This window comes from Psychrobacter sp. LFX-11D (genome assembly GCF_904846475.1).
GTDB classification, from domain to species: domain Bacteria; phylum Pseudomonadota; class Gammaproteobacteria; order Pseudomonadales; family Moraxellaceae; genus Psychrobacter; species Psychrobacter cryohalolentis.
Genome location: NZ_CAJHAV010000007.1, coordinates 90,717 through 113,709 on the forward strand (window position 1 = coordinate 90,717; position 22,993 = coordinate 113,709).

At 43.4% G+C, this 22,993-nt stretch carries 17 protein-coding genes and 1 pseudogene; 11 read left to right on the plus strand and 7 right to left on the minus strand.

The window, feature by feature from the left end; genetic code table 11:
- Positions 1–123 precede the first annotated feature (123 nt).
- From acnD to prpF, 4 genes and pseudogenes are all read left to right on the plus strand, one after another.
- Complete coding sequence (gene acnD / locus JMX75_RS06985; protein ID WP_201531826.1) at positions 124–2,757, plus strand: Fe/S-dependent 2-methylisocitrate dehydratase AcnD; 2,634 nt, start codon at positions 124–126, stop codon at positions 2,755–2,757.
- A gap of 192 nt (positions 2,758–2,949) precedes the next feature.
- A pseudogene (locus tag JMX75_RS06990) lies at positions 2,950–3,198 on the plus strand (type II toxin-antitoxin system Phd/YefM family antitoxin); the annotation flags it as partial.
- A gap of 113 nt (positions 3,199–3,311) precedes the next feature.
- Entirely contained in the window at positions 3,312–3,572 is a 261-nt protein-coding gene (locus JMX75_RS06995) for a Txe/YoeB family addiction module toxin (protein WP_149491611.1), read from the plus strand.
- A gap of 80 nt (positions 3,573–3,652) precedes the next feature.
- Positions 3,653–4,894, plus strand: coding sequence for a 2-methylaconitate cis-trans isomerase PrpF (prpF, locus tag JMX75_RS07000; RefSeq protein ID WP_201531737.1), 1,242 nt, complete (start codon positions 3,653–3,655; stop codon positions 4,892–4,894).
- Here the strand turns inward: prpF and JMX75_RS07005 are convergent.
- Positions 4,891–5,355: a DMT family transporter gene (locus JMX75_RS07005; RefSeq protein WP_133104347.1), complete on the minus strand. Its 465-nt coding sequence runs from the start codon at positions 5,353–5,355 to the stop codon at positions 4,891–4,893. The genes prpF and JMX75_RS07005 overlap by 4 nt on opposite strands.
- Positions 5,356–5,470: 115 nt before the next feature.
- Between JMX75_RS07005 and JMX75_RS07010 the strand changes: the two genes are divergently transcribed.
- The 3 genes from JMX75_RS07010 (at position 5,471) to JMX75_RS07020 (ending at position 9,642) form a co-directional block, all read left to right on the plus strand.
- Positions 5,471–7,324: an ABC transporter ATP-binding protein gene (locus JMX75_RS07010; RefSeq protein ID WP_227673047.1), complete on the plus strand. Its 1,854-nt coding sequence runs from the start codon at positions 5,471–5,473 to the stop codon at positions 7,322–7,324.
- Positions 7,325–7,407: 83 nt separating this feature from the next.
- Positions 7,408–7,998 (plus strand): GNAT family N-acetyltransferase, encoded by a 591-nt coding sequence (locus JMX75_RS07015; protein ID WP_011513636.1) that lies wholly within the window; start codon positions 7,408–7,410, stop codon positions 7,996–7,998.
- Positions 7,999–8,139: 141 nt separating this feature from the next.
- Positions 8,140–9,642, plus strand: a complete 1,503-nt coding sequence (locus JMX75_RS07020) for a bifunctional 2-methylcitrate dehydratase/aconitate hydratase (protein ID WP_201531738.1) — start codon at positions 8,140–8,142, stop codon at positions 9,640–9,642.
- Between the two features lie 47 nt (positions 9,643–9,689).
- Here JMX75_RS07020 and JMX75_RS07025 read toward each other — a convergent pair whose 3' ends face one another.
- The gene (locus tag JMX75_RS07025) at positions 9,690–10,481 is read right to left on the minus strand and encodes an SDR family oxidoreductase (RefSeq protein ID WP_201531740.1); all 792 of its coding nucleotides are present in this window, start codon (positions 10,479–10,481) and stop codon (positions 9,690–9,692) included.
- A gap of 256 nt (positions 10,482–10,737) precedes the next feature.
- Entirely contained in the window at positions 10,738–12,219 is a 1,482-nt protein-coding gene (locus JMX75_RS07030; protein WP_201531742.1) for a nucleobase:cation symporter-2 family protein, read from the minus strand.
- Between the two features lie 482 nt (positions 12,220–12,701).
- Here JMX75_RS07030 and JMX75_RS07035 point away from each other — a divergent pair, with 482 nt between their 5' ends.
- Complete coding sequence (locus JMX75_RS07035) at positions 12,702–14,108, plus strand: DUF2868 domain-containing protein (protein ID WP_201531744.1); 1,407 nt, start codon at positions 12,702–12,704, stop codon at positions 14,106–14,108.
- A gap of 114 nt (positions 14,109–14,222) precedes the next feature.
- Positions 14,223–15,839 carry a DUF3482 domain-containing protein gene (locus JMX75_RS07040; protein WP_201531746.1) on the plus strand — a complete coding sequence of 539 codons (1,617 nt, stop codon included), beginning with the start codon at positions 14,223–14,225 and terminating at the stop codon, positions 15,837–15,839.
- A 41-nt stretch (positions 15,840–15,880) separates the two neighbouring features.
- Here JMX75_RS07040 and JMX75_RS07045 read toward each other — a convergent pair whose 3' ends face one another.
- The 3 genes from JMX75_RS07045 to JMX75_RS07055 all read right to left on the minus strand — a co-directional run bounded on the left by JMX75_RS07045 (position 15,881) and on the right by JMX75_RS07055 (position 19,041).
- A complete protein-coding gene (locus JMX75_RS07045; RefSeq protein WP_201531748.1) occupies positions 15,881–16,912 on the minus strand; it encodes an ArsA family ATPase in 1,032 nt (343 codons plus the stop codon).
- A gap of 32 nt (positions 16,913–16,944) precedes the next feature.
- Complete coding sequence (locus JMX75_RS07050; RefSeq protein ID WP_201531750.1) at positions 16,945–17,238, minus strand: cory-CC-star protein; 294 nt, start codon at positions 17,236–17,238, stop codon at positions 16,945–16,947.
- 123 nt (positions 17,239–17,361) lie between these two features.
- The gene (locus JMX75_RS07055) at positions 17,362–19,041 is read right to left on the minus strand and encodes a carbon starvation protein A (protein WP_011513628.1); all 1,680 of its coding nucleotides are present in this window, start codon (positions 19,039–19,041) and stop codon (positions 17,362–17,364) included.
- A 308-nt stretch (positions 19,042–19,349) separates the two neighbouring features.
- Here JMX75_RS07055 and JMX75_RS07060 point away from each other — a divergent pair, with 308 nt between their 5' ends.
- A complete protein-coding gene (locus JMX75_RS07060) occupies positions 19,350–20,018 on the plus strand; it encodes a hypothetical protein (RefSeq protein WP_201531752.1) in 669 nt (222 codons plus the stop codon).
- Between the two features lie 102 nt (positions 20,019–20,120).
- Positions 20,121–20,684, plus strand: coding sequence for a hypoxanthine-guanine phosphoribosyltransferase (locus JMX75_RS07065; RefSeq protein ID WP_011513626.1), 564 nt, complete (start codon positions 20,121–20,123; stop codon positions 20,682–20,684).
- A gap of 113 nt (positions 20,685–20,797) precedes the next feature.
- Here JMX75_RS07065 and recD read toward each other — a convergent pair whose 3' ends face one another.
- On the minus strand, positions 20,798–22,987 hold the full coding sequence (gene recD / locus JMX75_RS07070) for an exodeoxyribonuclease V subunit alpha (RefSeq protein WP_201531754.1): 2,190 nt from the start codon (positions 22,985–22,987) through the stop codon (positions 20,798–20,800).
- Positions 22,988–22,993 lie beyond the last annotated feature (6 nt).

Sequence of the window (22,993 nt, forward strand, 5' to 3'; positions counted from 1 at the left end):
TTTAGCAAAGCACTCTTCTAACGTCTCATTTCACTGATGATTTTGCTAAAAGAATGACTATTTTTTGAATTTAAACCAGCCAACAGCTAAAGGTGACTTATGGACAACGCCCTTGTACAACCGATGAATGAACCCTTTAAAAAGCCATTACCTGACACAGATTTGTATTACTTTGATACCCGTGAAGCAATCGAAAACATCGAAGCGGGCGCGTATGACAAGCTACCGTTCTGCTCAAAAGTACTGTGTGAAAACTTGGTACGTCGTTGCCCGCCAGAAGATTTAACGGCGGCGCTCAAGCAACATATCGAAGGCAAGCAAGATTTAGATTTTCCTTGGTACCCTGCTCGCGTCGTCTGCCACGATATCCTAGGTCAGACCGCGTTTGTTGATTTGGCAGGTCTACGTGATGCCATCGCTGAACAAGGCGGTGACCCATCAAAAGTGAATCCGATTGTTCCAACGCAACTGATTGTCGACCATTCATTGGCTGTTGAGCATGCAGGCTTTGAAGAAAATGCATTTGAGAAAAACCGTGCTATCGAAGAGCGCCGTAACGATGATCGTTTTCACTTTATCAACTGGTGTCAGTATGCCTTTGATAATGTGAACGTCGTACCACCGGGTAACGGCATCATGCATCAAATCAACTTAGAAAAAATGTCACCGGTTGTACAAGTGGTGCAAAATAAAGCCGGTGAACAAGTGGCGTTTGCCGATACCTTGGTCGGTACCGATAGTCATACGCCGATGGTTGATGCCTTAGGCGTTATCTCAATCGGTGTTGGCGGGCTTGAAGCGGAAAGCGTCATGCTTGGTAACCCGTCTTATATGCGTCTCCCTGATTATGTAGGTGTTAAGCTAACTGGTAAATTACAAAGAGGCATTACTGGTACCGATTTGGTATTGGCTATGACCGAGTTCTTGCGTGATGCAGGCGTGGTATCTACATATATTGAATTCTTCGGTGAAGGGGCACGCCAATTAAGCGTCGGTGACCGTGCTTCTATCTCAAACATGACCCCAGAATATGGCGCAACCGCAGCGATGTTCTATATCGATGAGCAAACCATTGACTACCTACGCTTAACAGGTCGTAGTGAAGCACAAATTAAACTGGTTGAGCAATATGCCAAGCAGACCGGTCTATGGGCTGACGGCATGGAAAATGCGGAATATGCACGTGTGCTTGAGTTTGATCTATCATCAGTAGTCCGTAATATGGCAGGCCCTTCACGTCCGCATGCGCGCGTGTCAACCACAGATTTGGTTGCGAAAGGTATTGCTCACGGTGAGGGTGATAAATTACCAGAGCCAAAAGATGGTTTGATGCCAAATGGCGCGGTGATTATCGCCGCGATTACCAGCTGTACCAATACGTCTAATCCTCGCAACATGGTTGCTGCTGGTCTTGTCGCCCGTAATGCTAATAAGAAAGGCTTATTGCGTAAGCCTTGGGTGAAATCGTCATTAGCACCCGGCTCAAAAACCGTCAAAATGTATCTAGAAGAAGCGGGTCTGATGCCTGAGCTACAAGAAATCGGCTTTGACGTGGTTGGCTTTGCTTGTACCACTTGTAATGGTATGAGTGGCGCGCTTGATCCTGATATCGAAAAAGAAATCATCGATAACGATCTGTTCACCACTGCGGTATTATCGGGTAACCGTAACTTTGATGGTCGTATCCACCCGTATGCCAAGCAAGCGTTCTTAGCGTCACCGCCACTGGTCATCGCTTATGCTATCGCCGGTAATATCCGTTTTGATATTGAAAAAGATTCATTGGGCAAAGACATGGATGGCAATGATGTTTATCTAAAAGACATTTGGTTTGATGATGACGAAGTCGATGCTATTGTCGCTGCTGCCGTGAAGCCTGAGCAGTTCAATGCCGTGTATATCCCGATGTTTGATGAAGCCAAAAAAGATACGGGTAAAGCGCTCAGTCCACTATATAACTGGCGTGATCAGACCACTTATATTCGTCGTCCACCCTATTGGGAAGGCAAAATGGCAGCGATGAATAAGCTAAAAGGTATGCGTCCATTAGCGGTATTAGGTGACAATATTACCACTGACCATTTATCACCGTCTAATGCGATTTTGGGCGACTCAGCAGCTGGCGAGTACCTTGATACCATGGGTCTGCCAAGCGAAGACTATAACTCTTATGCCACCCATCGCGGCGACCATTTAACGGCTCAGCGTGCAACCTTTGCCAATCCAAAGCTATTGAATGAAATGGTACGTGATGAAAAAGGTGAAGTAATCCAAGGTTCGCTTGCTAGGGTTGAACCACAAGGTCAGGTCATGCGCATGTGGGAAGCAATCGAAACCTATATGAACCGTGAACAGCCGCTGATCATTATCGCAGGTGACGGCTATGGTCAAGGATCAAGCCGTGATTGGGCTGCCAAAGGCGTGCGTTTAGCAGGCGTTGAGGTGGTGGTCGCTGAAGATTTTGAGCGTATCCATCGTCAAAACTTAGTTGGTATGGGTGCACTACCTTTGCAGTTTGAAAAAGGTACGACTCGGAACACCCTAAATATAGATGGTACGGAAGTCTTTGATGTCACAGGCGAAGTTTCTGCTGGCGGCATGATGACGCTGGTGATTAACCGTGCTGATGGTAGCACGACTGAAACCCCTATCATTTGCCGTTTAGATACCGCTGATGAGGTTAAAATGTATAACGCAGGCGGGATGCTACAGCGCTTTGCCAAAGAGTTTATCGATGGCACGTTAGATATCGCGTAAGTGTCATGAGTGTGAAATAATCAAAGAGCCGATGTTGTATAACCTTATATGACATCGGCTTTTATTTGCTTTTGCATTCTACACACTGAGCCTTCTTACTTATACCTAAGTATTAGATAGTAGCTAAATATTGAGTTTACTTAATTAATGGCGTAATATGTACTATATATTGTACAAGTTATGGAGTATGTTGTGAGAGTCATTAGTTTTTCAGAAGCCAGAAAGCACTTAAAGTCCGTTCTAGATACGGTAAACGATGATGCCAACGCCACTATCGTGACCCGTCGTGACGCTGATGATGCGGTTGTAATGTCGCTTGATTATTACAATAGTCTGATGGAAACCGTCTATCTATTAAAATCTCCTGCCAATGCGGCGCACTTAGCGGAATCTATTACCCAATATAAAGCTGGCAAGACTGTTACGCGTGAGCTCATTGATACGGCAGAAGGCAGTGATAAAAGTAATGGTAGCAGCGATAACAATGAGCATACGGATAGCGACGTTGAGAATGCTTGAGCTCAAAGGCTTTAATAAACGTAAAAGGTCTGATAATGAGTGAGCAACTAGCATGGACAGATGCTGCGTGGAAGGACTATTTGTACTGGCAGACACAAGACAAAAAAACACTCAAACGTGTCAATAAGCTCATCACCGAATGTAAGCGTAATCCGTTTGAAGGCATTGGTAAGCCTGAGCCCCTAAAAGAGAATCTATCCGGATTTTGGTCAAGACGCATCGATGATGCCAATCGGTTGGTATATGCCGTCGATGATAATTACCTCACGATTATTTCTTGTCGCTATCATTATTAACAAGCGCTCTTAGTCGTTCGGGTTTACTTGCTGATGGCACCATACCCAATCTTATAACAATGTAAAAAGGACTTAATACAGTGACCCAAACCAATTCTAAATCAAAACCAAAATTCGCCCCACAAATCTCAGTTCCGGCTACCTACATGCGCGGTGGCACGTCAAAAGGCACGTTTTTTAAACTGTCTGATTTACCTGAGCGTTGCCAAGTTGCTGGTGAATCACGTGATAAGTTTTTGCTACGTGTCATCGGTAGCCCAGATCCTTATGGCAAGCAAATCGATGGCTTAGGTAATGGCAGCTCCAGCACGTCAAAAACGGTCATTTTATCGGCCTCTGACAAATCAGATCACGACGTGAACTATCTGTTTGGACAAGTCAATATCGCCAAGCCAATGATTGATTGGGCGGGAAACTGTGGCAACTTAACCGCTTCAGTTGGCGCTTGTGCGATTAATATGGGTCTGATCGATGCTGATAAGATCGCCAATAGTGCGAATACTGGCATCTGTGAAGTGCATATTTGGCAAGAGAATATCAGTAAAACCATTATCGCTCACGTGCCTGTGTATCAAGATGAGCAAGGCAAGGTACAAGTGCAAGAAACCGGTGACTTTGAATTAGACGGTGTGACCTTCCCAGCCGCTGAAGTCAAAATTGAGTTCATCGATCCAGTTGATTCATCTAGTGACATGTTCCCGACAAACAATCTAATCGATGACTTCGATGTATCTGGTTGTGGCTTAACTACCGACAGCGTCAAAGCCACTTTTATCAGCGCAGGCATCCCAACTATCTTTCTGAAAGCAGTAGATTTAGGCTTTACGGGTACTGAGTTGCAAGGCAATATCAACAGCGACGGTGAGCTACTTGCCAAGCTTGAGACTATCCGCGCCAAAGGCGGCGTTGCGATGGGCTTGTTTAAAGATGTGAGCGAGGCGCAGACCAGCCAACATATTCCTAAAGTCGCTTGGGTAGGCGCAGCACAGAGCTATACCGCCTCTAGTGGCAAATCGGTTGATGCTAGCGAGATTGATTTGGTGGTACGTGCTATGAGCATGGGGCAATTGCATCATGCCATGATGGGTACAGCAGCCGTCGCCATTGCAGCAGCGGCAACCACACAAGGTACACTGGTTAATGAGGCCGCTGGTGGTCAGAAGTTCGATGAAGTACGTTTTGGTCACCCATCAGGTACGTTGCTCGTCGGTGGAAAAACTGAACTGGTCGATGGGCGCTGGCAAGCCAAAAAAGTCTCGATGAGTCGCTCAGCACGTCGTATCATGGTTGGTGAAGTTTTTGTGCCAGCGGATGCTTTTTAACCGTTTACTTTACTCTCTCCATATATCATTAACATCCCGCCTATAGTGACTAAGGCTAAACCAGAAATTTTATAGATATCTATTGTTTTAACCTCTAAGCCAAATAAGCCAGTTTGGCTTAGAATCAAGGCAAAATACATTTGCCCTAGAAAAACCCAGAGCAATGTATTACCTGCGCCTATTTTTGGCGCAGCAATAAACATAAACAAGATATAAAAGCTGCCTAAAAATCCTGGTAACCACATCCACCATGTCGCATTTTCAATTATTGGCGGCTTGATACCACCACTCATCATATAGGACAGCACTAGAGAAGCCAATGCACCTCCTAAGTATAAATAAAAGGTAGATTGGATCTGCGAAGCTTGCGTACTTTCTCGAAAAGCGTTGACAATAGCCAGCTGGAGCGGAACAATGGCACCGCCTAACAGGCTAATCAAGATATAAGGAAGCATTTTCAAATGGCGTCCACCAAAAGAGAACAAAGAATGGCTCTATATAATACCAAACTTTATTTTAATAATTTTAATATAAATATGATTTAGTAAAACATTAAAATCCATGAGCTAAATTTTTATGCCAACCCGTCCCCAGTCACGCCATGTGCAGTTAGATAAAAAGCCGCCGGTCGAGAAAAAAGAACGGCGGGCGCTGTTGTGGGATATTCTAAAAAAACTGGCGGTATTTGCCGCGCCTTACAAAACCTTAATTATCGCTACGCTAATCTTAACGGTGCTTGGCTCCTTTACCGCGCAAGTTAATGCCTTTGTGTTGCGCTATGCCGTTGATACCTTGACCGAAATCGCTACCCTTGCCGAGCCATGGGAAGCAGGTCTGCGCATGCTGACCATTATCAGTGCGGTGCTCTTGACCAAAGAGATACTGTCGATATTTATCTCTTTTGGTCAGCGCTTTTTTGGCGAAAAGATTCGTATCAATCTATCACGTGATTTATCGCAAAAAATCATTGAGCGCATCTTAACCTACCGCATGGCATTTTATACCAGTAGTGAAAACGACAGCGGAAAATTGCAAACTCGTATCGATTATGGTGTTAGTAGTCTTACAAGCTTGGTGCAAAACTTCTTTATCGATATGCTACCGCTGTTTGCTAGCGCGATCGTTTCACTGATTATCATGTTTTCGACCAATTTTTGGATAGGCTTGGTTGGTCTGATTATCATCCCGATTTACTTTTTTATTAGTCAAAAACAAGCGAGACGGTTGCAAGGTTTTCGCCGGCAGATGCGTGGCTTTAGAGAAGCCAAAAGTGGGATGGTTATCTCTTTGATTAATTCTATCAGTGTCGTAAAATCGTTTGTCCGCGAGTCTATCGAGGCGGAGAAGCATTTACAGATTCAAAAAGACATGACCGATAATCAGCTGCGTATTCGTAGCATTGGTTTTATTTATGATGCAGTAAAGACCTTTATTGAGCAAATCGGCGTGGTGGTGATTATTTTACTGACCGCCTACTTTGTATTAAAAGGTCAAATGACCATCGGGATGATTTTATTCCACGTCATGCTATTCCAAAACGTCGCCGCTCCTATCCGTCAATTACATCGTATTTATGACCAAATCAACAATGCGCTGACCTATGCCGAAGGATTTTTTGAGATTTTAGAAGATGAAAGCCAAGTTGAGAACATCACTGGCAGAAGCAGTAAAGACTTAAAAGGTCTCATTGAACTTAAAAACGTTGATTTTACTTATCCTAATGGCACCCAAGCGCTAAAAGATGTCAGCTTTACCATCAAACCCAATCGAATTACTGCGCTGGTGGGCCTCTCCGGTGCTGGCAAGAGTACGATTATTAGCCTATTGGTAAAGTTTTACGCGCCAGACATCGGCACAATATGTTTAGATGGGCATAATTTAGCCGACTGTGATACTCATGAGTTGCGTCAAAATATCGGGTTGGTACTACAAAGCAATCATATTTTTTCGGGTACGATTGGCGAAAATATCCGTTATGGTGATATGAGTGCTAGTGACGATGATATTGTGATTGCAGCAAAAAAAGCCTCTATTCATGAGCAAATCATGTCGTTATCCAAAGGCTATGAGAGTACCGCAAAATCTCTATCAGGTGGACAGCAGCAACGTATTGCGCTGGCAAGGATGTTCTTAAAGGATCCGCCTATTGTGTTTTTGGATGAGCCTACTGCTAGCTTAGACGCGATAGCCAGTCAGCAAGTAAAGAAAAGCCTGGACCTGATAAAAAAAGACCGAACCGTGATTATGGTCTCACACAATATTGCCCAAATCATTGATGCCGATGACTTGGTAGTGATAGAAGATGGGCGCGTGGTCGAGACCGGCACCCATGAGGATCTCTACCATAAAGGCGGCAAGTATTTTGAAATATTCAGTGCCATGTCAGATAGCCTGAACTTAGATAAAATCAGTCAAACCTTGAATAGTTAATGCGGTACGAAATCGTTATAATGCTCACTCTTTGCTGCATCCTATTTTTGATTATCCTTTAAATCGTTAGAAGCTGTGTGATTATGACTTGTGAAATTTCGATAAAAACCTTTGATGAATTAACCTCCGTTGATCTGTATCATATTTTAAAAGCGCGCTCGCAAGTGTTTGTGGTTGAGCAAAATTGCCCTTATCAAGACATGGATGAGGTCGATTTTGATTGCTTACATCTGGTCGCGCACCAAAACGAGCAGCTGATTGGCTATTGCCGTATCATCCCGCCTGTTTTTAATACCAAAAAATCTGCCGTAACCCCATCAGGTCCTATCCCATCGATTGGTAGAGTGTTGGTTTTAGCAGCACATCGCGGTGATGGTGTCGCCCGTCAAATGATGCTAGAGGCTATCAAATATTGTCGTAAAAAATACGGTAAAAAACCTATCATCATCTCAGCCCAGACTTATCTACTAAACTTTTACCAATCTCTTGGGTTTATCCCTGAAGGCGAGCATTATCTTGAAGACGGTATTGAGCATGTCATTATGGTGCTACCTATTATTAAAAAGGTAAAAGTAAAAAGAGAAAGCTCAGGTACGACAAGCAGTATTCTTAGCTTTTTGCTATTGATATTAGCAGTGTTGTTTATTATTGGTTTGCTGTATTTGATGGTCTAAAGATTTTTCCACTCAAGGCAGGTCTTACACTACTTCACTGTGGTTCGATTGTGAGTATGCTATTTTTGATAGCAGGTTTATTGATTCGCAATAGGATTGATAAGTCACTTATATATCTGACTCAAGGAAGAGGTAACGATTATGTCTACTGTGGAAAGCAATGTACGACCGGAGTATGATAGCGAGATTGAAAAAATCGCCGATTATGTACTCAATTACTCTATAGATAACGACTCACCCAATAGCTCTGATGCTTGGAATACCGCTCGCTACTGCCTGATGGATACGCTTGGCTGCGGACTACTGGCATTACGTTTCCCTGAATGTACCAAGCATTTAGGTCCTGATTGCGCCGATCAAATTACTCCTAATGGCGCGCGTGTCCCCGGCACCTCCTATCGCTTAGACCCTATTAAAGCTGCCTTTGACATTGGTTGTATCGTGCGCTGGCTTGATTATAATGATACATGGCTCGCTGCCGAATGGGGTCACCCCTCTGACAATTTAGGGGCGATTTTGGCAGTAGCAGATTATATCAGCCAGCAAAACGTCAGTCAGGGGCATGCACCTCTTATTATGAAAGAAGTGCTAGAAGCCATGATTATGGCGCACGAGATTCAAGGGGTGTTAGCATTAGACAATTCCTTTAATCGTGTGGGTCTTGATCATGTATTTTTAGTGAAGTTAGCATCGACCGCTGTTGTTGCCAAACTTTATAAACTACCACATGAGCGTATCATGGCTGCCATCTCTCAAGCTATCGTAGATGGTCAGGCACTACGTACCTATCGTCATGCACCCAATGCCGGTAGCCGTAAGTCTTGGGCAGCAGGCGATGCCACTAGTCGCGCAGTACGTTTGGTCGATATCACGCGTCGCGGTGAAATGGGCATACCCTCTGCATTGACAGCGCCGCAATGGGGCTTTTATGATGTGCTGTTTAGCCATACTAATAAGGATTTGGCGCTTAAGCCTGAAAACGAGCGGTGCTTTACCTTCCAGCGCGAGTTTGGCAGCTATGTGATGGAGAATGTCTTATTTAAGATAAGCTTCCCTGCCGAGTTCCATGCGCAAACTGCTTGTGAGGCGGCCGTTATCTTGCATCCACGTATTGATGACCGCATGGAAGAGATTGAAAAAATCATCCTAACGACTCATGAGTCTGCTATTCGGATCATCTCAAAGGAAGGGACGCTGGCCAATCCTGCTGATCGCGATCATTGCTTGCAATATATGGTTGCCGTGGCTTTACTCACTGGTGATTTGATGGCTGAAAACTATGAAGATGATTATCATGCCGAGCATCATATTTTGATTGACGGGTTGCGTCATAAGATGGTCGTTGAAGAAGATGCTGGTTATTCAAAAGACTATCATGATCCAAGCAAGCGCTCGATTGCCAATGCCATTCAGGTGTTTTTTAAAGATGGCAGTAGTACCGACAAGGTGGCGATTGAATACCCTATCGGTCATAAACGCCGCCGTACTGAAGGTTTGCCGATATTGGAGGCAAAGTTCCGTGCCAGTCTTGCGACACGGTTTATCGACAGTCGCTGTACAGAGATTTTTGCATTGTGTAGCGATCAGCAGCGCTTAGAGCAAACACCAGTAAACGAATTTATGGATTTATTTGTCGCCTATTGATCGCCTTAACTCGTCAATTTCTAATGAAATAAGGCTCATTCTAAAACCTACCACGGTATAGATTCCCCTGCCCAATCCACAAAACTCCCTGATTGGGCAGCACCCATCTTACTGAGTACCTCAAGCAAGCATTCAGCACTATAGGCTGGCGAAAATAGCTGCCCGTCAGCTACGTTGCCCTGAAACGGAGCTGATAGCTGGGTGTTGACAGTGCCGGGCTGCATTACTACCACGCAGACGTTTTTAAGCGAGCGACTCCATTCAATACTCAGGTTTTTCATACCCATATTAAGCGCCGCCTTACTCATGCGGTAGCTGTACCAACCGCCGAGTTGATTGTCACTGATACTACCTACCCTTGCCGATATCGTCGCAAAAATCGCAGGCTTATCTGCGCTTTGTTCAGCTTTCGCCAATAGCGGTTTGATGTGCTTGGCAATGAGCAAGCTTGCCAAAGCATTAACCTGCATATTCTGTAAAAAAAACTCACTTTCAATCTGTTGTAGTGATTTTTCTGGCTGACGCGTCTTGGTATGCAGTAGTCCAGCACAATTAATCACCCAATCTATATGTGTGGTTTGCTGCTTAATCGTATCAGCTGCTTGTTTGATACTTTGCTCATCACAGATATTCATCGCTATCCAATACAGATTTTCTGCTTCAAAATCAGGCACGCTTTTATGGTATGTGGCAAAGACACGGATATCAGTATTGGTGTGCATATCGTTATTCGTAAGGGTGCTGGCGTGTTCATTGGCTGCAGTGTGTACCAATTGTTCAACCATGGCTTTACCGATACCGCCTGTGCCACCGATGATAAAATAATTTTTAGTATTCATAAGGCGTTCATCCTTGTGAGTATTTATAGGGGTTATAACGCAATATTAAAACTACTTCTACTATATTGATTCAATGTAAACCTATTTACCATAGGGGGAGTGTGTCACTTATCTTGAACGCTGATCATTTAATAAATTTTTGCAGCCTTATTATTTTGATAAAATAGGATATACACAAAAAAAAGCTGCCATAACAGGCAGCTTTTTATACGTTTGCTTTAATTGTCTAGCTTTTTTTAGCCTCTGATTTTAGCTTCTAGTGATGCGCTGGTTCTTTTGATATAGGTATCTCTTTACCGTCGCAATCAAACAATTTGCCTTCAGTAAAATAATCACCTTCATATAGATCAATCATCACTACAGGACGTACGGAGCGGTCTTCTGTCCCAGCAACAAATACGGACTGTTGGTCTGAATTACCTATTTTTAAGTGGTTAAACAACAAGTTTAGGGCAATGGCCATGATGGCAGCAGAGCTGATACCTGAATGGAAAATCGTGGCAAACCAGTCTGGAAATTGATCATAAAATGCTGGCGCGGCAATCGGTAGCATACCAAAACCGATGGAGGTCGCAACGATGATTAGATTCATATTATTGGTATAGCTGACCTGCGCAAGCGTGCGAATACCACTGGCTGCAACCGTACCAAACAATACGATACCGGCGCCGCCAAGTACGGCGGTAGGAACGGTAGCGATAACACGACCCATAATCGGCATCAAGCCCAAAATAACCAGAATAATACCGGCATAAGCGACTACAAAACGGCTTTTAACACCTGTTACGGCAACTAGACCTACGTTTTGTGCAAAAGCACTTTGAGTAAATGAGCCAAATATAGGGGCAATCATACTGGCTGCCATATCAGCTCGTAGTCCATTACCCAAACGTTTTGAATCGATATCTGTCTCAATGATATCGCCGACCGCCAAAATATCTGCTGACGTTTCAACCAAAATAACCAATACCACGATAAACATAGAGATAATTGCCGCAATCTCAAAGGTCGGCATACCAAAATGGAACGGTGATGGGAAAGCAAAAATAGAGCCTGTCGTAATACCAGAGAAATCAACCAAGCCCAATGCCCAAGCAGCAAAAGTACCAATGACCATCGCTAATAGAATCGATAGGCGACTGATCGCCGCATTACCAAGCTTGCTTAGTAATAACACCATCGCTAGCGTGAAGCCAGCAAGACCAATATTGGTCATACTACCAAAGGTAGGTAAGTTGCTGTTGCCGCCCATTGCCCAGCGGGCAGCGACTGGCATCAAGGTCAAACCAATAGTAGTAATGACGGTGCCAGTCACTAATGGCGGGAAGAATTTGATAATTTGGGAGAAAATAGGCGTGATCAAAAAGCCCAAAGCAGAGGCAGCAATGACAGCACCAAACACAGAAGGTAGTCCGCCCCCCGTTGTCACAATCGCAACCACGGTTGCCACACTCGCAAACGATACACCTTGTACGAGTGGCAGCTGACAGCCAAAGAATGGCACACCAATCGTTTGCAATAAAGTCGCAAGACCACCGATAAATAATGAGGCGGCAATTAACAAGCCAATTTCAGCGGGTAATAATCCAGCTGCCTGTCCCACAATTAATGGAACCGCAATAATACCACCGTACATGGTCAATACGTGTTGAAAGCCATAAGCAATATTGGCACCCATACCCAAGTTTTCATCTTCTGGGCGGGCAACTGCCGATTGAGAAGTAGATTTAATATCCATATTAAATAGCCGTCCTTCGTGTTCTGTTGTTAATATGTTCTAGGCTTGTTCTTCGACAACTCCTAGAATGGGACTCAAGATTGTTATAAAACCAAATACTCTACCTATCATTGCTAAAAAGGCGTATCGCCCTTTTATTCATCAATCTTTATTATTGGTCAGCTATAACGCCACTTTTGTTTATAGCGGCAGATAGCGCTGTGTATAATCTGAATTTGACATTAGAATAGGGATGAATATTTGATAAAACATTTAAATCAGGATTCTAATGTGTTTTTAGCATACCGCTTATTTATAATAACTGCCAGTTATTATTGACCATATGGTCAGGTTTTTTGTTAGCAACATAAATATCATTAAAATTGACATCTATAACCTTCAGAAATAAAGTAATAATTGCATCAACAAATACGCTTTTATGATTATAATTTTCAACACATTTTGATATTTCATTTCACCATTGATTATACGGACATCAGACCATGCTATCGCCCCAAGACCAATTGACTGAGCTGGTACGTACTCTTGAGACGCAGCAGCATGTCTTTGCCACTGACCCGCTACTCATTACTGAAAAGCTGCAAAATGAAGAAGGCTCGCCACTGCAAAAACTGCATCGACGAGCGTCACGAATAGACAGCAATGCCGCGCTGGCAGGCGTGCTTGGTAAGATTGATGGTCGCATCAAAGGCATCATGGTTGTTATGAGCGTGATTTGCTGTCTCTCGGGATTTTTGGGCTTATTTACCTTATTGCAGACCAATGTGGTGAACTTCTTTTACGTCTTGGTATGCTTATTGGGTTTTCATAGTCTTATGCTTCTGGGCTGGCTAGCTATGACGCTTATCAATCAAGGCAAGCAGTCTTCAAACTGGTTTGCCAGCTTTGTCAGTCCCAGTTATTTGATACGTGGTAAAGATGATGTAACTCAGGCAGCGGTGAATTTATATGAGCGGCAGCTGCAACACAGCGGTATGCGTTGGTATTTGGGCAGATTTAGTCATCAGTTATGGCTTGCCACACTGACTGGTATGCTGCTTGCGATTATTTTTCTGTTGATCGTGCGTCAATACAGCTTTAGCTGGGAGTCAACGCTGCTGTCAGATCAGGCGCTAATTACTTTGACGCAACTACTTGGATGGTTACCAAGTATGGTTGGATTCGATATTCCGGACAGTACGGCTATCGTACAGAGCCGATTAGTGACTGATGCTATGCCTTTGTCTGTCGCACGGCAATGGGCGGGCTTGTTGGTTGGTAGTTTACTGATGTACGGGATTGTCCCACGCGCAATTGCATGGGCATTTTGTGCCTTGATGTTCCGTCGTAAAAAGATGCGTTTGGATATCAAGCTGCCCTATTATCAAAAGATTTTGAACTTTTGGCAGCGTCATGTGGTGGATGCTGATGACTTTAAAGAAGCCCCCGCGCCTATCGCCCCAAAAGCCCAAGTCAGTGCTGGCAAAAAACTGGTTGCGCTATTAGAGTATCCAGCGGAGCAAAACCAATGGTGGCAGTCGGGTTTCGATACAGGCATTACTGATACGACTGATATTGAGAATTTTGGTATTCTTGATGACCGTGATGATATGGCACGGCTAAAGGCTTACCTAGATGCAAATCCGGTACAGGTATTGCTTGGTATTCATTTTAAAGCGCTGCCTGACCGTGGTACATTGCGTAAACTTGATCAGATCGCCAATCACGCCAAACATGGACTGATTGTACAACTGTTAGAGGACAATAGCCTGAGTCTGACAGAGCACCATAATACGGGCAATGATGTTTTAAATGCTGGCTCAGACTCGAATTTAGAAAAACAACATGTTCGTTACCAGCAATGGCAAACTGCCCTATCTGCTCGAAAAATCGGTTTGATTAATAACTGAAAATCTTTTTTTAGACGATGGATTATTGAACTCATACCGAAAGATAGATCAATTTGTTCTACCATAAATGGCTATGATGTTTTTGGATACTACCAATCAATATAAGATTCTATTATGAATAATGATAATAATAATCAGGGAAATAATGCGCAGAACAGTCTGCAAAAAACTGATAAGCCTGCAGGGCTTTTTTCTGATAAAGCGCATGAGGTCAATCCTCAAGCATCATCATCTGGATTAGCCCCACAGTCATCAAGTGAACCAGAGACTAGCTACAGGACAGCTAAAAAAACCATCGCTAGTGGTGAGGCATTAAAGCTTGCGGTCGTTGGTCATACCAATACGGGTAAAACTTCTATATTACGTACTCTATTGCGTGACGTTTACTTCGGTGAAGTAAAAAATGAAGCCGCAACTACCCGTCATGTAGAGCGTGCCCAACTGACGGATAGTCAAACGGGTGAAATATTGGTGGCTCTATATGACACGCCAGGTTTGGAGGACGCATCAGGGCTGATGGATTGGCTTGAAGATAATACTGCCAGTCGCCGTGATGGTATTGAGCGCCTGCAACAGTTTTTGGCAGCTGATATTGCTCAAAGTAGTGATGCGCTAAGTAGCAATGAGGACTATAGCCAAGAAGCCAAAGTGATTCGGCAGCTGCTGGCAAGTGATATGGCCATCTATGTTGTCGATGCACGTGAGCCGGTACTCGGTAAATATAGAGATGAATTGGCTATTTTATCTTGGGCCGCGATTCCTGTTATGCCGGTATTTAATTTCACTGATGCTCAGGATGCCAATATTGATGACTGGCAGACTATGCTGGCAAGACGTAACTTACATATCTCGACGCGCTTTGATTCAGTGGCATTTGAATTTAACGATGAGATGCGTTTATGGAAGAATTTAGCCACCATGCTTACCCACTCTGAGATGCTTGAGCAATTAATGGCGCGCCGCACTGAAAACTGGGCACAGTTATATGATGAAGCCAATATTATCATTGCAGATTTTTTGTTAAACGTCGCAGCATTTGTCCGTGAAATTGGCGAAGATGATGATCCCATGCCAGTATTACAGCAAATGCAAGAAGCGGTTAGACAGAGCGAACGCGCAATGCAGCATAATTTGCTGAGTTTATATAAATTTTATGACAATGATGTAGCGGCAACGCCACTTGAGCTACAGGCCTATCAGCAAGACCCGTTCGACCCCGAGCTTCTCAAAAGTTATGGCATTCGCACCACATCAGGCGCTGCGGCTGGCGCGTTACTAGGATTGGGGATTGATGCGGCGGCTCTTGGTACAACCTTGGGGTTGGGTGCTGCCATCGGTGGCATCGCAGGTGGATTGCTATCCAATACTGGCAGTATCGCCGATAAAATATCAGGGGTTAAGCGGTTATATATCGACCCTGCAACATTGACCCTGCTAGCTACTCGGGCGATAGATTTGCTCACTGCGCTACGTCACCGTGGGCATGCAGCAACAGATGCTACGCAGCTGATATATAAGGGTGAGGCGTCAATTGGTGATACTGACGCTGGGAATAATAATGCTATAACGCCATGGGCAACGCACAAACTGCCCAGTGAGCTAAAAAAAGCTCGTGGCAAACCGCAGTGGTCATCACTCAGTAGTGGCAAGTCTGAGCAGGCGCAGTTATTACGCGCAGATATGGCATGGTCGCTGGCAAGTAAGCTGTCGTCGTATCAGGGTCAGCCATAATGCATAAACATGTTAAAGATAATATCTCTTACTGACGGGCTTTATGATGCTGGGCTTACTAATGCACTTAAGGCATCAGTACCCCGTACGTCCGTTTGTTGCAGATATATTGGGTATAGCGGATAATTGGGAAAGCTTTGCTCAATATCTTGCATTAATTGCTGTTGGCGCTCAGCACGACGACGCCAAAACGTATCGGACTGGGTCGGAGCTATCAACTGATTGATAACAATCGCAGCTGGCATAAGCTTACTGTCTTCTAACTGCTCTATCGCTCGCTTGGTTTCAGCCAGTGGTAATACGTCAGCCGTCATCACTAATACAATGGCGGTTTGTGTACGGTCATGAAGCAGCAACCCTGCCTGACGAAACAGCTGTTTGCGTTTTTCTAGTACAGATACTGCTTGCTCCCAGCGATCATTCTTTTTTTCGGCAAATGGATTGGCTAAGTCGTTTTTATTATTGTCGTTTTGACTGCTCTTTATATTGTGACTGTCTAAATGATTTGCCACCGAGCGCAGTTTTGCCTGCCGCCGCTGCTGCGCTAGCAATCCATCCGTCCATGCCCCCATCATCTCAGGCAGCACTAATAAACGCAGTGTATGTCCCGTCGGTGCGGTATCAAAAATGACGTGCTCATAGCCGGCATCTGCTGCTTCGACTAGATGGTGACACATGGATTCGAGCATCGCGGCTTCTTGTGCACCAGGTGCTGATTTTGATAGCCGTAGATGCTCGCGAATTTTTGGCATCATATCTGGATTGGCATAAGAGGTAATGGTGCGTTCAACTTGGGCAAAATGCTCATCAACGATGATATCAGGGTTTAGTTCAATAGCGTCCAAATAAGGGGTTACAACTGTTTTTTGATTTTTTAGCGCGACGTTTAACACATCGCCCAAGCTGTGTGCTGGATCGGTCGAGACAATCAGTGTCTTTTTGCCTTGATTGGCATAATAGCTGGCAAGCGCTGCGGCAGTGGTGGTCTTACCTACTCCGCCTTTGCCACCGATAAATATAATCGGCTGTGTCATTAATTGCTCTAGCAATGCAGGCAATGGATGTAATGCCATACTTTATCTCGTTTTAATTAATTCAAAGGAAACTAACAACAACCAACATGATCAAAGGGACATCTATCCATGCCCATGCGTGTATGCCATTCATGGAAGTTTTCTAAAAACAAAGGCTGCAATTCTAGCGTATAAAAGCTAGCAGGATTATCGATGCCTAAGCTTTCCGAAAACATGAGTAGCATAAAAAAATCTTCCTCATCACGCGCGGCGCGTGCCATCGTCTGGCGATACGGCGCATGATAAAACTCGTTTAACCCAGCCGCAAACCGTTGCCACCATGGCTCAATATTTTTTATAGATTTTGTGATATCTGCCTTTTCCATAATGACCCTTATTTTGAGTATGCTTATTATCTATCATGCCTATATGAGACAAAAAACGCCAGCAATTGCTGCTAGCGTTTTTATCGTAATTCAGTAAGTATTTAACTAGGCATTCAACATGGCTTAGAGGTTGCTTTTGCCTCTGTGTATCGACCATTCTTTACGGAGTACTGATAAACTCTCAAACGTCACTAAGATTGTGGCTATCAAGATAATGATATCCATAATAATAAGCAGCCAGTTACCGTCATTGAAAAAGGTTTTTAGCTGAATCAATAATGCAAAAACCGTCATGACCAGTAAGAACGACAATGGTCCTAAGGTATACCATACTGGTCTGCCTTTACGTAATAAGATAACGGTTACAATCATCAAGGTTAGTGCAGCCATGAGCTGATTTGTCGTACCAAATAACGGCCAAATAATCATACCACCAGCACCATCAATGCCACCAGCACCGAATGCTAATAATAGACAGCTACCAACGGCAAGCAATGTGGCCACCACACTCTTATTCAGTACAGGCAGTTTATAAATCTCACCGAACTCTTGGAAAATATAACGTTGCAAACGTACCCCAGTATCCATCGTGGTACCAGCGAACAAGGCTGCCATTACTGTTAGCATCGTCTGCGATAAAACCATATCAATGCCGACGCCTGCATTCAGTATGGTTGCACCGCCATCAATAAAGGCACCAATAGAGCCGTCGCCAAATTTTTGATAAACGGCTTGCCAGTCGCCAAGGGTTGCAAAGCCTGCTGTTGCCGCAAGTATCGCACCAAGTGCTAGCATGCCCTCACCCATGGCGCCGAAGTAACCAACGAATCGTACATCTTCTTCTTTATCAATTTGCTTAGACGTCGTACCCGTCGCTACCAAACCATGAAAGCCTGAGATTGCACCACAAGCAATGGTCACAAACAATAAAGGCAGCATAGATGGTGTACCGATTGGCAATGCTGTGTTGATCGCTGGCGCGACAATATTAGGAGTCGCAATAAAGATGGCGGCATATAATAAAATCAGACCGACAAATAACTGCAAGCCATTGATGTAATCGCGCGGCTGCAACAGCATCCAGACTGGTAACAAAGATGCGATTGCCGCATAGACAAACAAAATAATAATCCAAACAGCATTGTCAGGTAAGCCTAAGAATGTCTCAGGTAACACAATGGGGAACATAGGACCGAGATAGATAAGCCCATATAAAGCCGTAACCCCAATGATTGATACCCAAACCAGATTCATCTTATAGCGATAAATGCACTGACCGATGATAAACGCGACTATCAAAGCGCCCCAAACTGGCAGCACAGCGGATGGGGTTTTTATCATCATATTAGCAATAGCGACGCCGAATACCGCATTTACCATGAGTAATAATAAAAAGATGACAATCATCATCAAGCTGCGTACACGTGTACCCATGACCGTACCGGCAATCGAGCCAATCGATTGACCTCGATTGCGCATACTAGCCCAAATGGCAGACATGTCGTGGACACCCGCCATAAAAATAGTACCTAATACTACCCAAATGATAGCAGGTACCCAGCCCCAAATAACCGCAATGGCAGGACCAATAATCGGTGCTGCCCCTGCGACTGAAGTAAAATGATGTCCCCACAACACATATTTATTAGTGGGAATATAATCTACCCCATCCTTCATGGTATGTGCTGGCGTGGGGATACTATTATCCAATGCCAAAATTTTAGTGGCGATAAATTTTGAGTAAAACAGATAACCGCAAAGCATAGCGGCAACAGCAAACAATAGCACGATTGCACTATTCATCTTATCTCTCCTTAGACAAGTAATGGGTAGCCTTATAAGTTCAAGCTTTTTAATTTAGAATATAAAAAATATGTTAAATTAGTCTTCGGCGGGTGACTCAGAGCACCTGACCATACGCAATTACGCAGTTGATAGAAATTTTGTCATATCATCATCCATTAATACGGCTGAACTTTATAGTTAGCAGACGTCATCAGTCAGTATATGATATGGTGAATCTTTGGTTGGCAACCCATTTAAATACTAACCGATTTAACGAAGAATGTAACGCTAGTTAAACCTCGAAAACAACAAATAAAGGAAGCACAATGGCGCATTATTTTGGATTTGTACCTTCAGATAAATTAAAAGTATTAATCGTTGAAGCTGAGCAAATCGTTGCATCGAATGAGGAAGTACCATACTACCCATATCGCGATGCTTTAACGCATCAGACTGCGCGTGATCTTATTGATAATTTATTGGTTGGTCTGGTTGACATTATCCCAAATCCTGAACGCCAAGCGTCCATGCGTAAAGTGGTTGTCACTGTTGAACGTGCGACCGATACCTTGCTTAATATTTTGCTGGGTAAAGAAAATAACGAGGAAGTATTGCCAAGCTTCCATTTTCTAAGAGATCGAGCAACCTTTATCGATAATGACGGTCTAAAACGTGTGGGTTTTAAGCTCACAGAACAACATACTGCCATCATTCAAAAAGGTTTTGCAGCCATTACTCCTGAACATGTGGATACCAAGGCATTTAAAACCGCACTTGAAACCATGAACGAAGAAACTTTAACTCACTTTATTAGCCGTTTTGCTGAAACTTTAAAATTGGGTATGATTAAACGCAAATCTGTACCTGTTGCCAAAGCAGCTATCGATAAAGGCATGAATATGGCACTTAATAAGTTGTTACCTGATTTGCCAGACAGCTCATTGAATCGTTTGGCGAATTATTACCGCCCTTTTATCGTAGAAAAGCCAGAATAAGCGCCAATATTTGATTAATTTTGCCTCAAAAGCCAGTTGGCATTGGGCATATTCACTAAAATTTGCTAAAATAAGCGGCACTTTTTACCAAAGGCACGTCCGATGACCCAAATCAGCAATCAAGAAATTGAAAAAACATTACGTAACTCAGAATGCCTAATCAGCAGTATAGAAGTTGCTGCCGCTTATGAGCGTTTAGCTGCACAGCTTAATCTGCACTATGCTGGTCTAAATCCGATTGTTATGGTCGTTATGAATGGCGGGCTTATCCCAGCCGGTCAATTACTGACTCACCTTACTTTTTATCATCGTATGCATTATATCCATGCATCGCGCTATCGTGATAACGAAGGAACCAATGAGCTTGATTGGAAATTTAAGCCTGATGTTAACATTGAAGGCGAGCATGTCTTATTGATCGATGATATTTTTGATGAAGGCATCACCTTAAAAGCAGTAGTTGAAGAATTGAGTAAGGAAAAACCTTTATCGATTGAATCATGTGTTCTCCTTAATAAAGAGCATGATCGTAAAGTTAAAGGTTTCGATGTTGATTTCGTTGGTATTAATGTTGCAGATCGCTATGTTTATGGCTGTGGTATGGACTTCCATGGTTATTTACGTCATTTGCCTGGTATCTACGCTATTAAAGAAGACAAGATTTAATCAGTTTTTGATTGACTTGATAGCATAGTAAAAAAGCATCCAATGGGTGCTTTTTTATTGCTTATTGATAAGTATATGTATTTGAGTGTGATAATACATGCGATAAATACTAACTAAAACTGCAGTGCCAAACCCGTATGACGCTCAGTCGGTGTCTGAACGGCTTTTTCGAAAGCATGTTTTGTACTATATATGGTCACCTGTTTTTTAGCACGGGTTACCGCCGTATAAATAAGCTCTTTGCTCAAAAGCCTTGCATGACTATTATCAAAAGTAATGGCCACATGATCAAACTCAGACCCCTGCGATTTATGAATGGTCATTGCATATGCTGTGGCTATAACGTCTTCATTTAGCAGATTGACAGCAATTCCCTGTGCTTTATTCTCAAAGAACACCTCAAGTCGGCTTCTTTCATCTCCTGTTTGCAAGCAAAAACCGATATCACCATTAAACAGTCCCAGCTCATAGTTGTTTTGTAAAACCATAACGGGACGACCATGAAACCATGTATTTTGACCTAGCGGTAGCTTTAGCTCAGTAAGATGCCATTGAGTGATATGATTATTAATGTAGTGATCACCCCACTCGCCATTATGACCAGCACTTAGGACTCTAAACTGGTTAAACGTTTGCATTAATGAAGTAATTGTACTTTTTACTGATTCTGGCATGGATTTTTCTACCGGATTCTTTAGTAGTGATTCAACTTTATTTAGGTATGAATAATAATTTAGAGTGAGGTTTGAAATAATTTTATAATTGCTTAGGCTATTTTGTATCTTATTATCTATAACTGTCTCTGTTTGCAACGTATTTACATATTGAAAACTCAGTGCCTTGTCCTGTCTTAGTAATTGCCAAATGGCTTGAGTATCTGCCTCTGTCTTATTAATTTGATTGGCAAGCTTCCCAATCCCTGAGTCTGCGCTAAATCGGCGACTCTCTGTTAGCTTTGCATGTATAGGTTGTAGCAATGGAATGCGGCATAAGTCAGCCAATACTGCCCCAGCATCTACTGCGGCTAGCTGGTTCGCATCTCCTAACAATATAAGCCTTGCGCCTGGTTTCACCGCACTCACAAGGTAATTAGCCAGTTCCACCCCCAACATAGACGCCTCATCGACAATGATAATATCTTCGCCGAGTGGATTATTTGCATTGTAACGGGGTCTACCTGTTCGACCAATGCCTAATAAGCGATGAATGGTCTTGGCTTCTTGCAGTTGTAGCTCTACATTCGCTCCATCTAGAGCCATTTGCAAAGACTCTTGCATTCGCTGGGCAGCCTTACCAGTCGGTGCTGCTAAGGCTAGGCTGGCACTGTCCGTACTGAACCGAATTTTTCCATCCTCATCACCCCCACTCTCTGTAGCTTGTTGCAGAGCAATTACTAACTGAGCAACCGTATAGGTCTTCCCTGTACCGGGACCACCAGTAATAATGCTAAAGGCATTGTTATTAGCGACATTAATAGCCATTATCTGCTGCTCATGTAGGTTTTCCGGTATTGCTATCTCTAAAGGGGTTATCTGTTGGTTCAAAATAGTATTAATGTGCTGTGCTAAGTTGAATTCTGCTTGCCAAGTTCGATGTAACCAAAAAGTGATCTTAATATTTTGTGTATCAGCCTCTGGTTTATTAATATGCTGATACATAATAGGTTGATTATTTTTGCTTAGGCTATTTTTATTATTCACGTTAGAATTAGCGTCAGCGAACAAAGTATGCTCATGAATGGACTGAATGAAGGAATTTAGATTCGTGTTTTTCACTATCTGATAAAGTGCAGCAACCGCATCAAAGCGTTTGCTAAGTATCTCTTTTTCACGATTGGTGAGTGCCAGCTGCGCCCATAGCTGAGCTCGCTTACCAAACATGATGTCTAGCAGGATAAATAATGATAACTCAGCTGTAGAATCATCCTCTTGCTGAGTAACTGTTTGAATGTCAATCAGTGCTAGAATGGGCGTTGCTAGCATCTCTAATAGTTGCTGCTGCCAGGCATATAGGGTGATTAGCTCGCCATTGATTTGACCGCTAAGCGGCACTTCATGCTCAGTTTCCTCAATGGTGAGTACAGTATGTCCCTCTTCTAAATGAGTGGCCAACATAACGAATAAAGCAGTAAATAAGCCATTTTGTTCCGTCTTATCGATTTGCTTACTATCAGCATTAGCCTCAGTGACGTTATACGCTAAGTGCGTTTGCTGACGGCGCAGCAATATATAATTACTGATGTTACTAGCCCAGCTTTCTTGTAAGCTAACGCCCGCTCTGCTCTTATTGTTATTATTACTCATAGTATG

What these genes read in the sequence shown, in the direction of transcription:
- recD (WP_201531754.1), bottom strand. Translation starts at nt 22,987, where the DNA reads ATGAGTAATAATAACAATAAGAGCAGAGCGGGCGTTAGCTTACAAGAA.
- JMX75_RS07030 (WP_201531742.1), bottom strand. Translation starts at nt 12,219, where the DNA reads ATGGATATTAAATCTACTTCTCAATCGGCAGTTGCCCGCCCAGAAGAT.
- JMX75_RS07055 (WP_011513628.1), bottom strand. Translation starts at nt 19,041, where the DNA reads ATGAATAGTGCAATCGTGCTATTGTTTGCTGTTGCCGCTATGCTTTGC.
- JMX75_RS07025 (WP_201531740.1), bottom strand. Translation starts at nt 10,481, where the DNA reads ATGAATACTAAAAATTATTTTATCATCGGTGGCACAGGCGGTATCGGT.
- JMX75_RS07040 (WP_201531746.1), top strand. Translation starts at nt 14,223, where the DNA reads ATGAATAATGATAATAATAATCAGGGAAATAATGCGCAGAACAGTCTG.
- JMX75_RS07035 (WP_201531744.1), top strand. Translation starts at nt 12,702, where the DNA reads ATGCTATCGCCCCAAGACCAATTGACTGAGCTGGTACGTACTCTTGAG.
- JMX75_RS07010 (WP_227673047.1), top strand. Translation starts at nt 5,471, where the DNA reads ATGCCAACCCGTCCCCAGTCACGCCATGTGCAGTTAGATAAAAAGCCG.
- acnD (WP_201531826.1), top strand. Translation starts at nt 124, where the DNA reads ATGAATGAACCCTTTAAAAAGCCATTACCTGACACAGATTTGTATTAC.
- JMX75_RS07015 (WP_011513636.1), top strand. Translation starts at nt 7,408, where the DNA reads ATGACTTGTGAAATTTCGATAAAAACCTTTGATGAATTAACCTCCGTT.
- JMX75_RS06995 (WP_149491611.1), top strand. Translation starts at nt 3,312, where the DNA reads ATGAGTGAGCAACTAGCATGGACAGATGCTGCGTGGAAGGACTATTTG.
- JMX75_RS07060 (WP_201531752.1), top strand. Translation starts at nt 19,350, where the DNA reads ATGGCGCATTATTTTGGATTTGTACCTTCAGATAAATTAAAAGTATTA.
- JMX75_RS07020 (WP_201531738.1), top strand. Translation starts at nt 8,140, where the DNA reads ATGTCTACTGTGGAAAGCAATGTACGACCGGAGTATGATAGCGAGATT.
- JMX75_RS07050 (WP_201531750.1), bottom strand. Translation starts at nt 17,238, where the DNA reads ATGGAAAAGGCAGATATCACAAAATCTATAAAAAATATTGAGCCATGG.
- JMX75_RS07045 (WP_201531748.1), bottom strand. Translation starts at nt 16,912, where the DNA reads ATGGCATTACATCCATTGCCTGCATTGCTAGAGCAATTAATGACACAG.
- JMX75_RS07065 (WP_011513626.1), top strand. Translation starts at nt 20,121, where the DNA reads ATGACCCAAATCAGCAATCAAGAAATTGAAAAAACATTACGTAACTCA.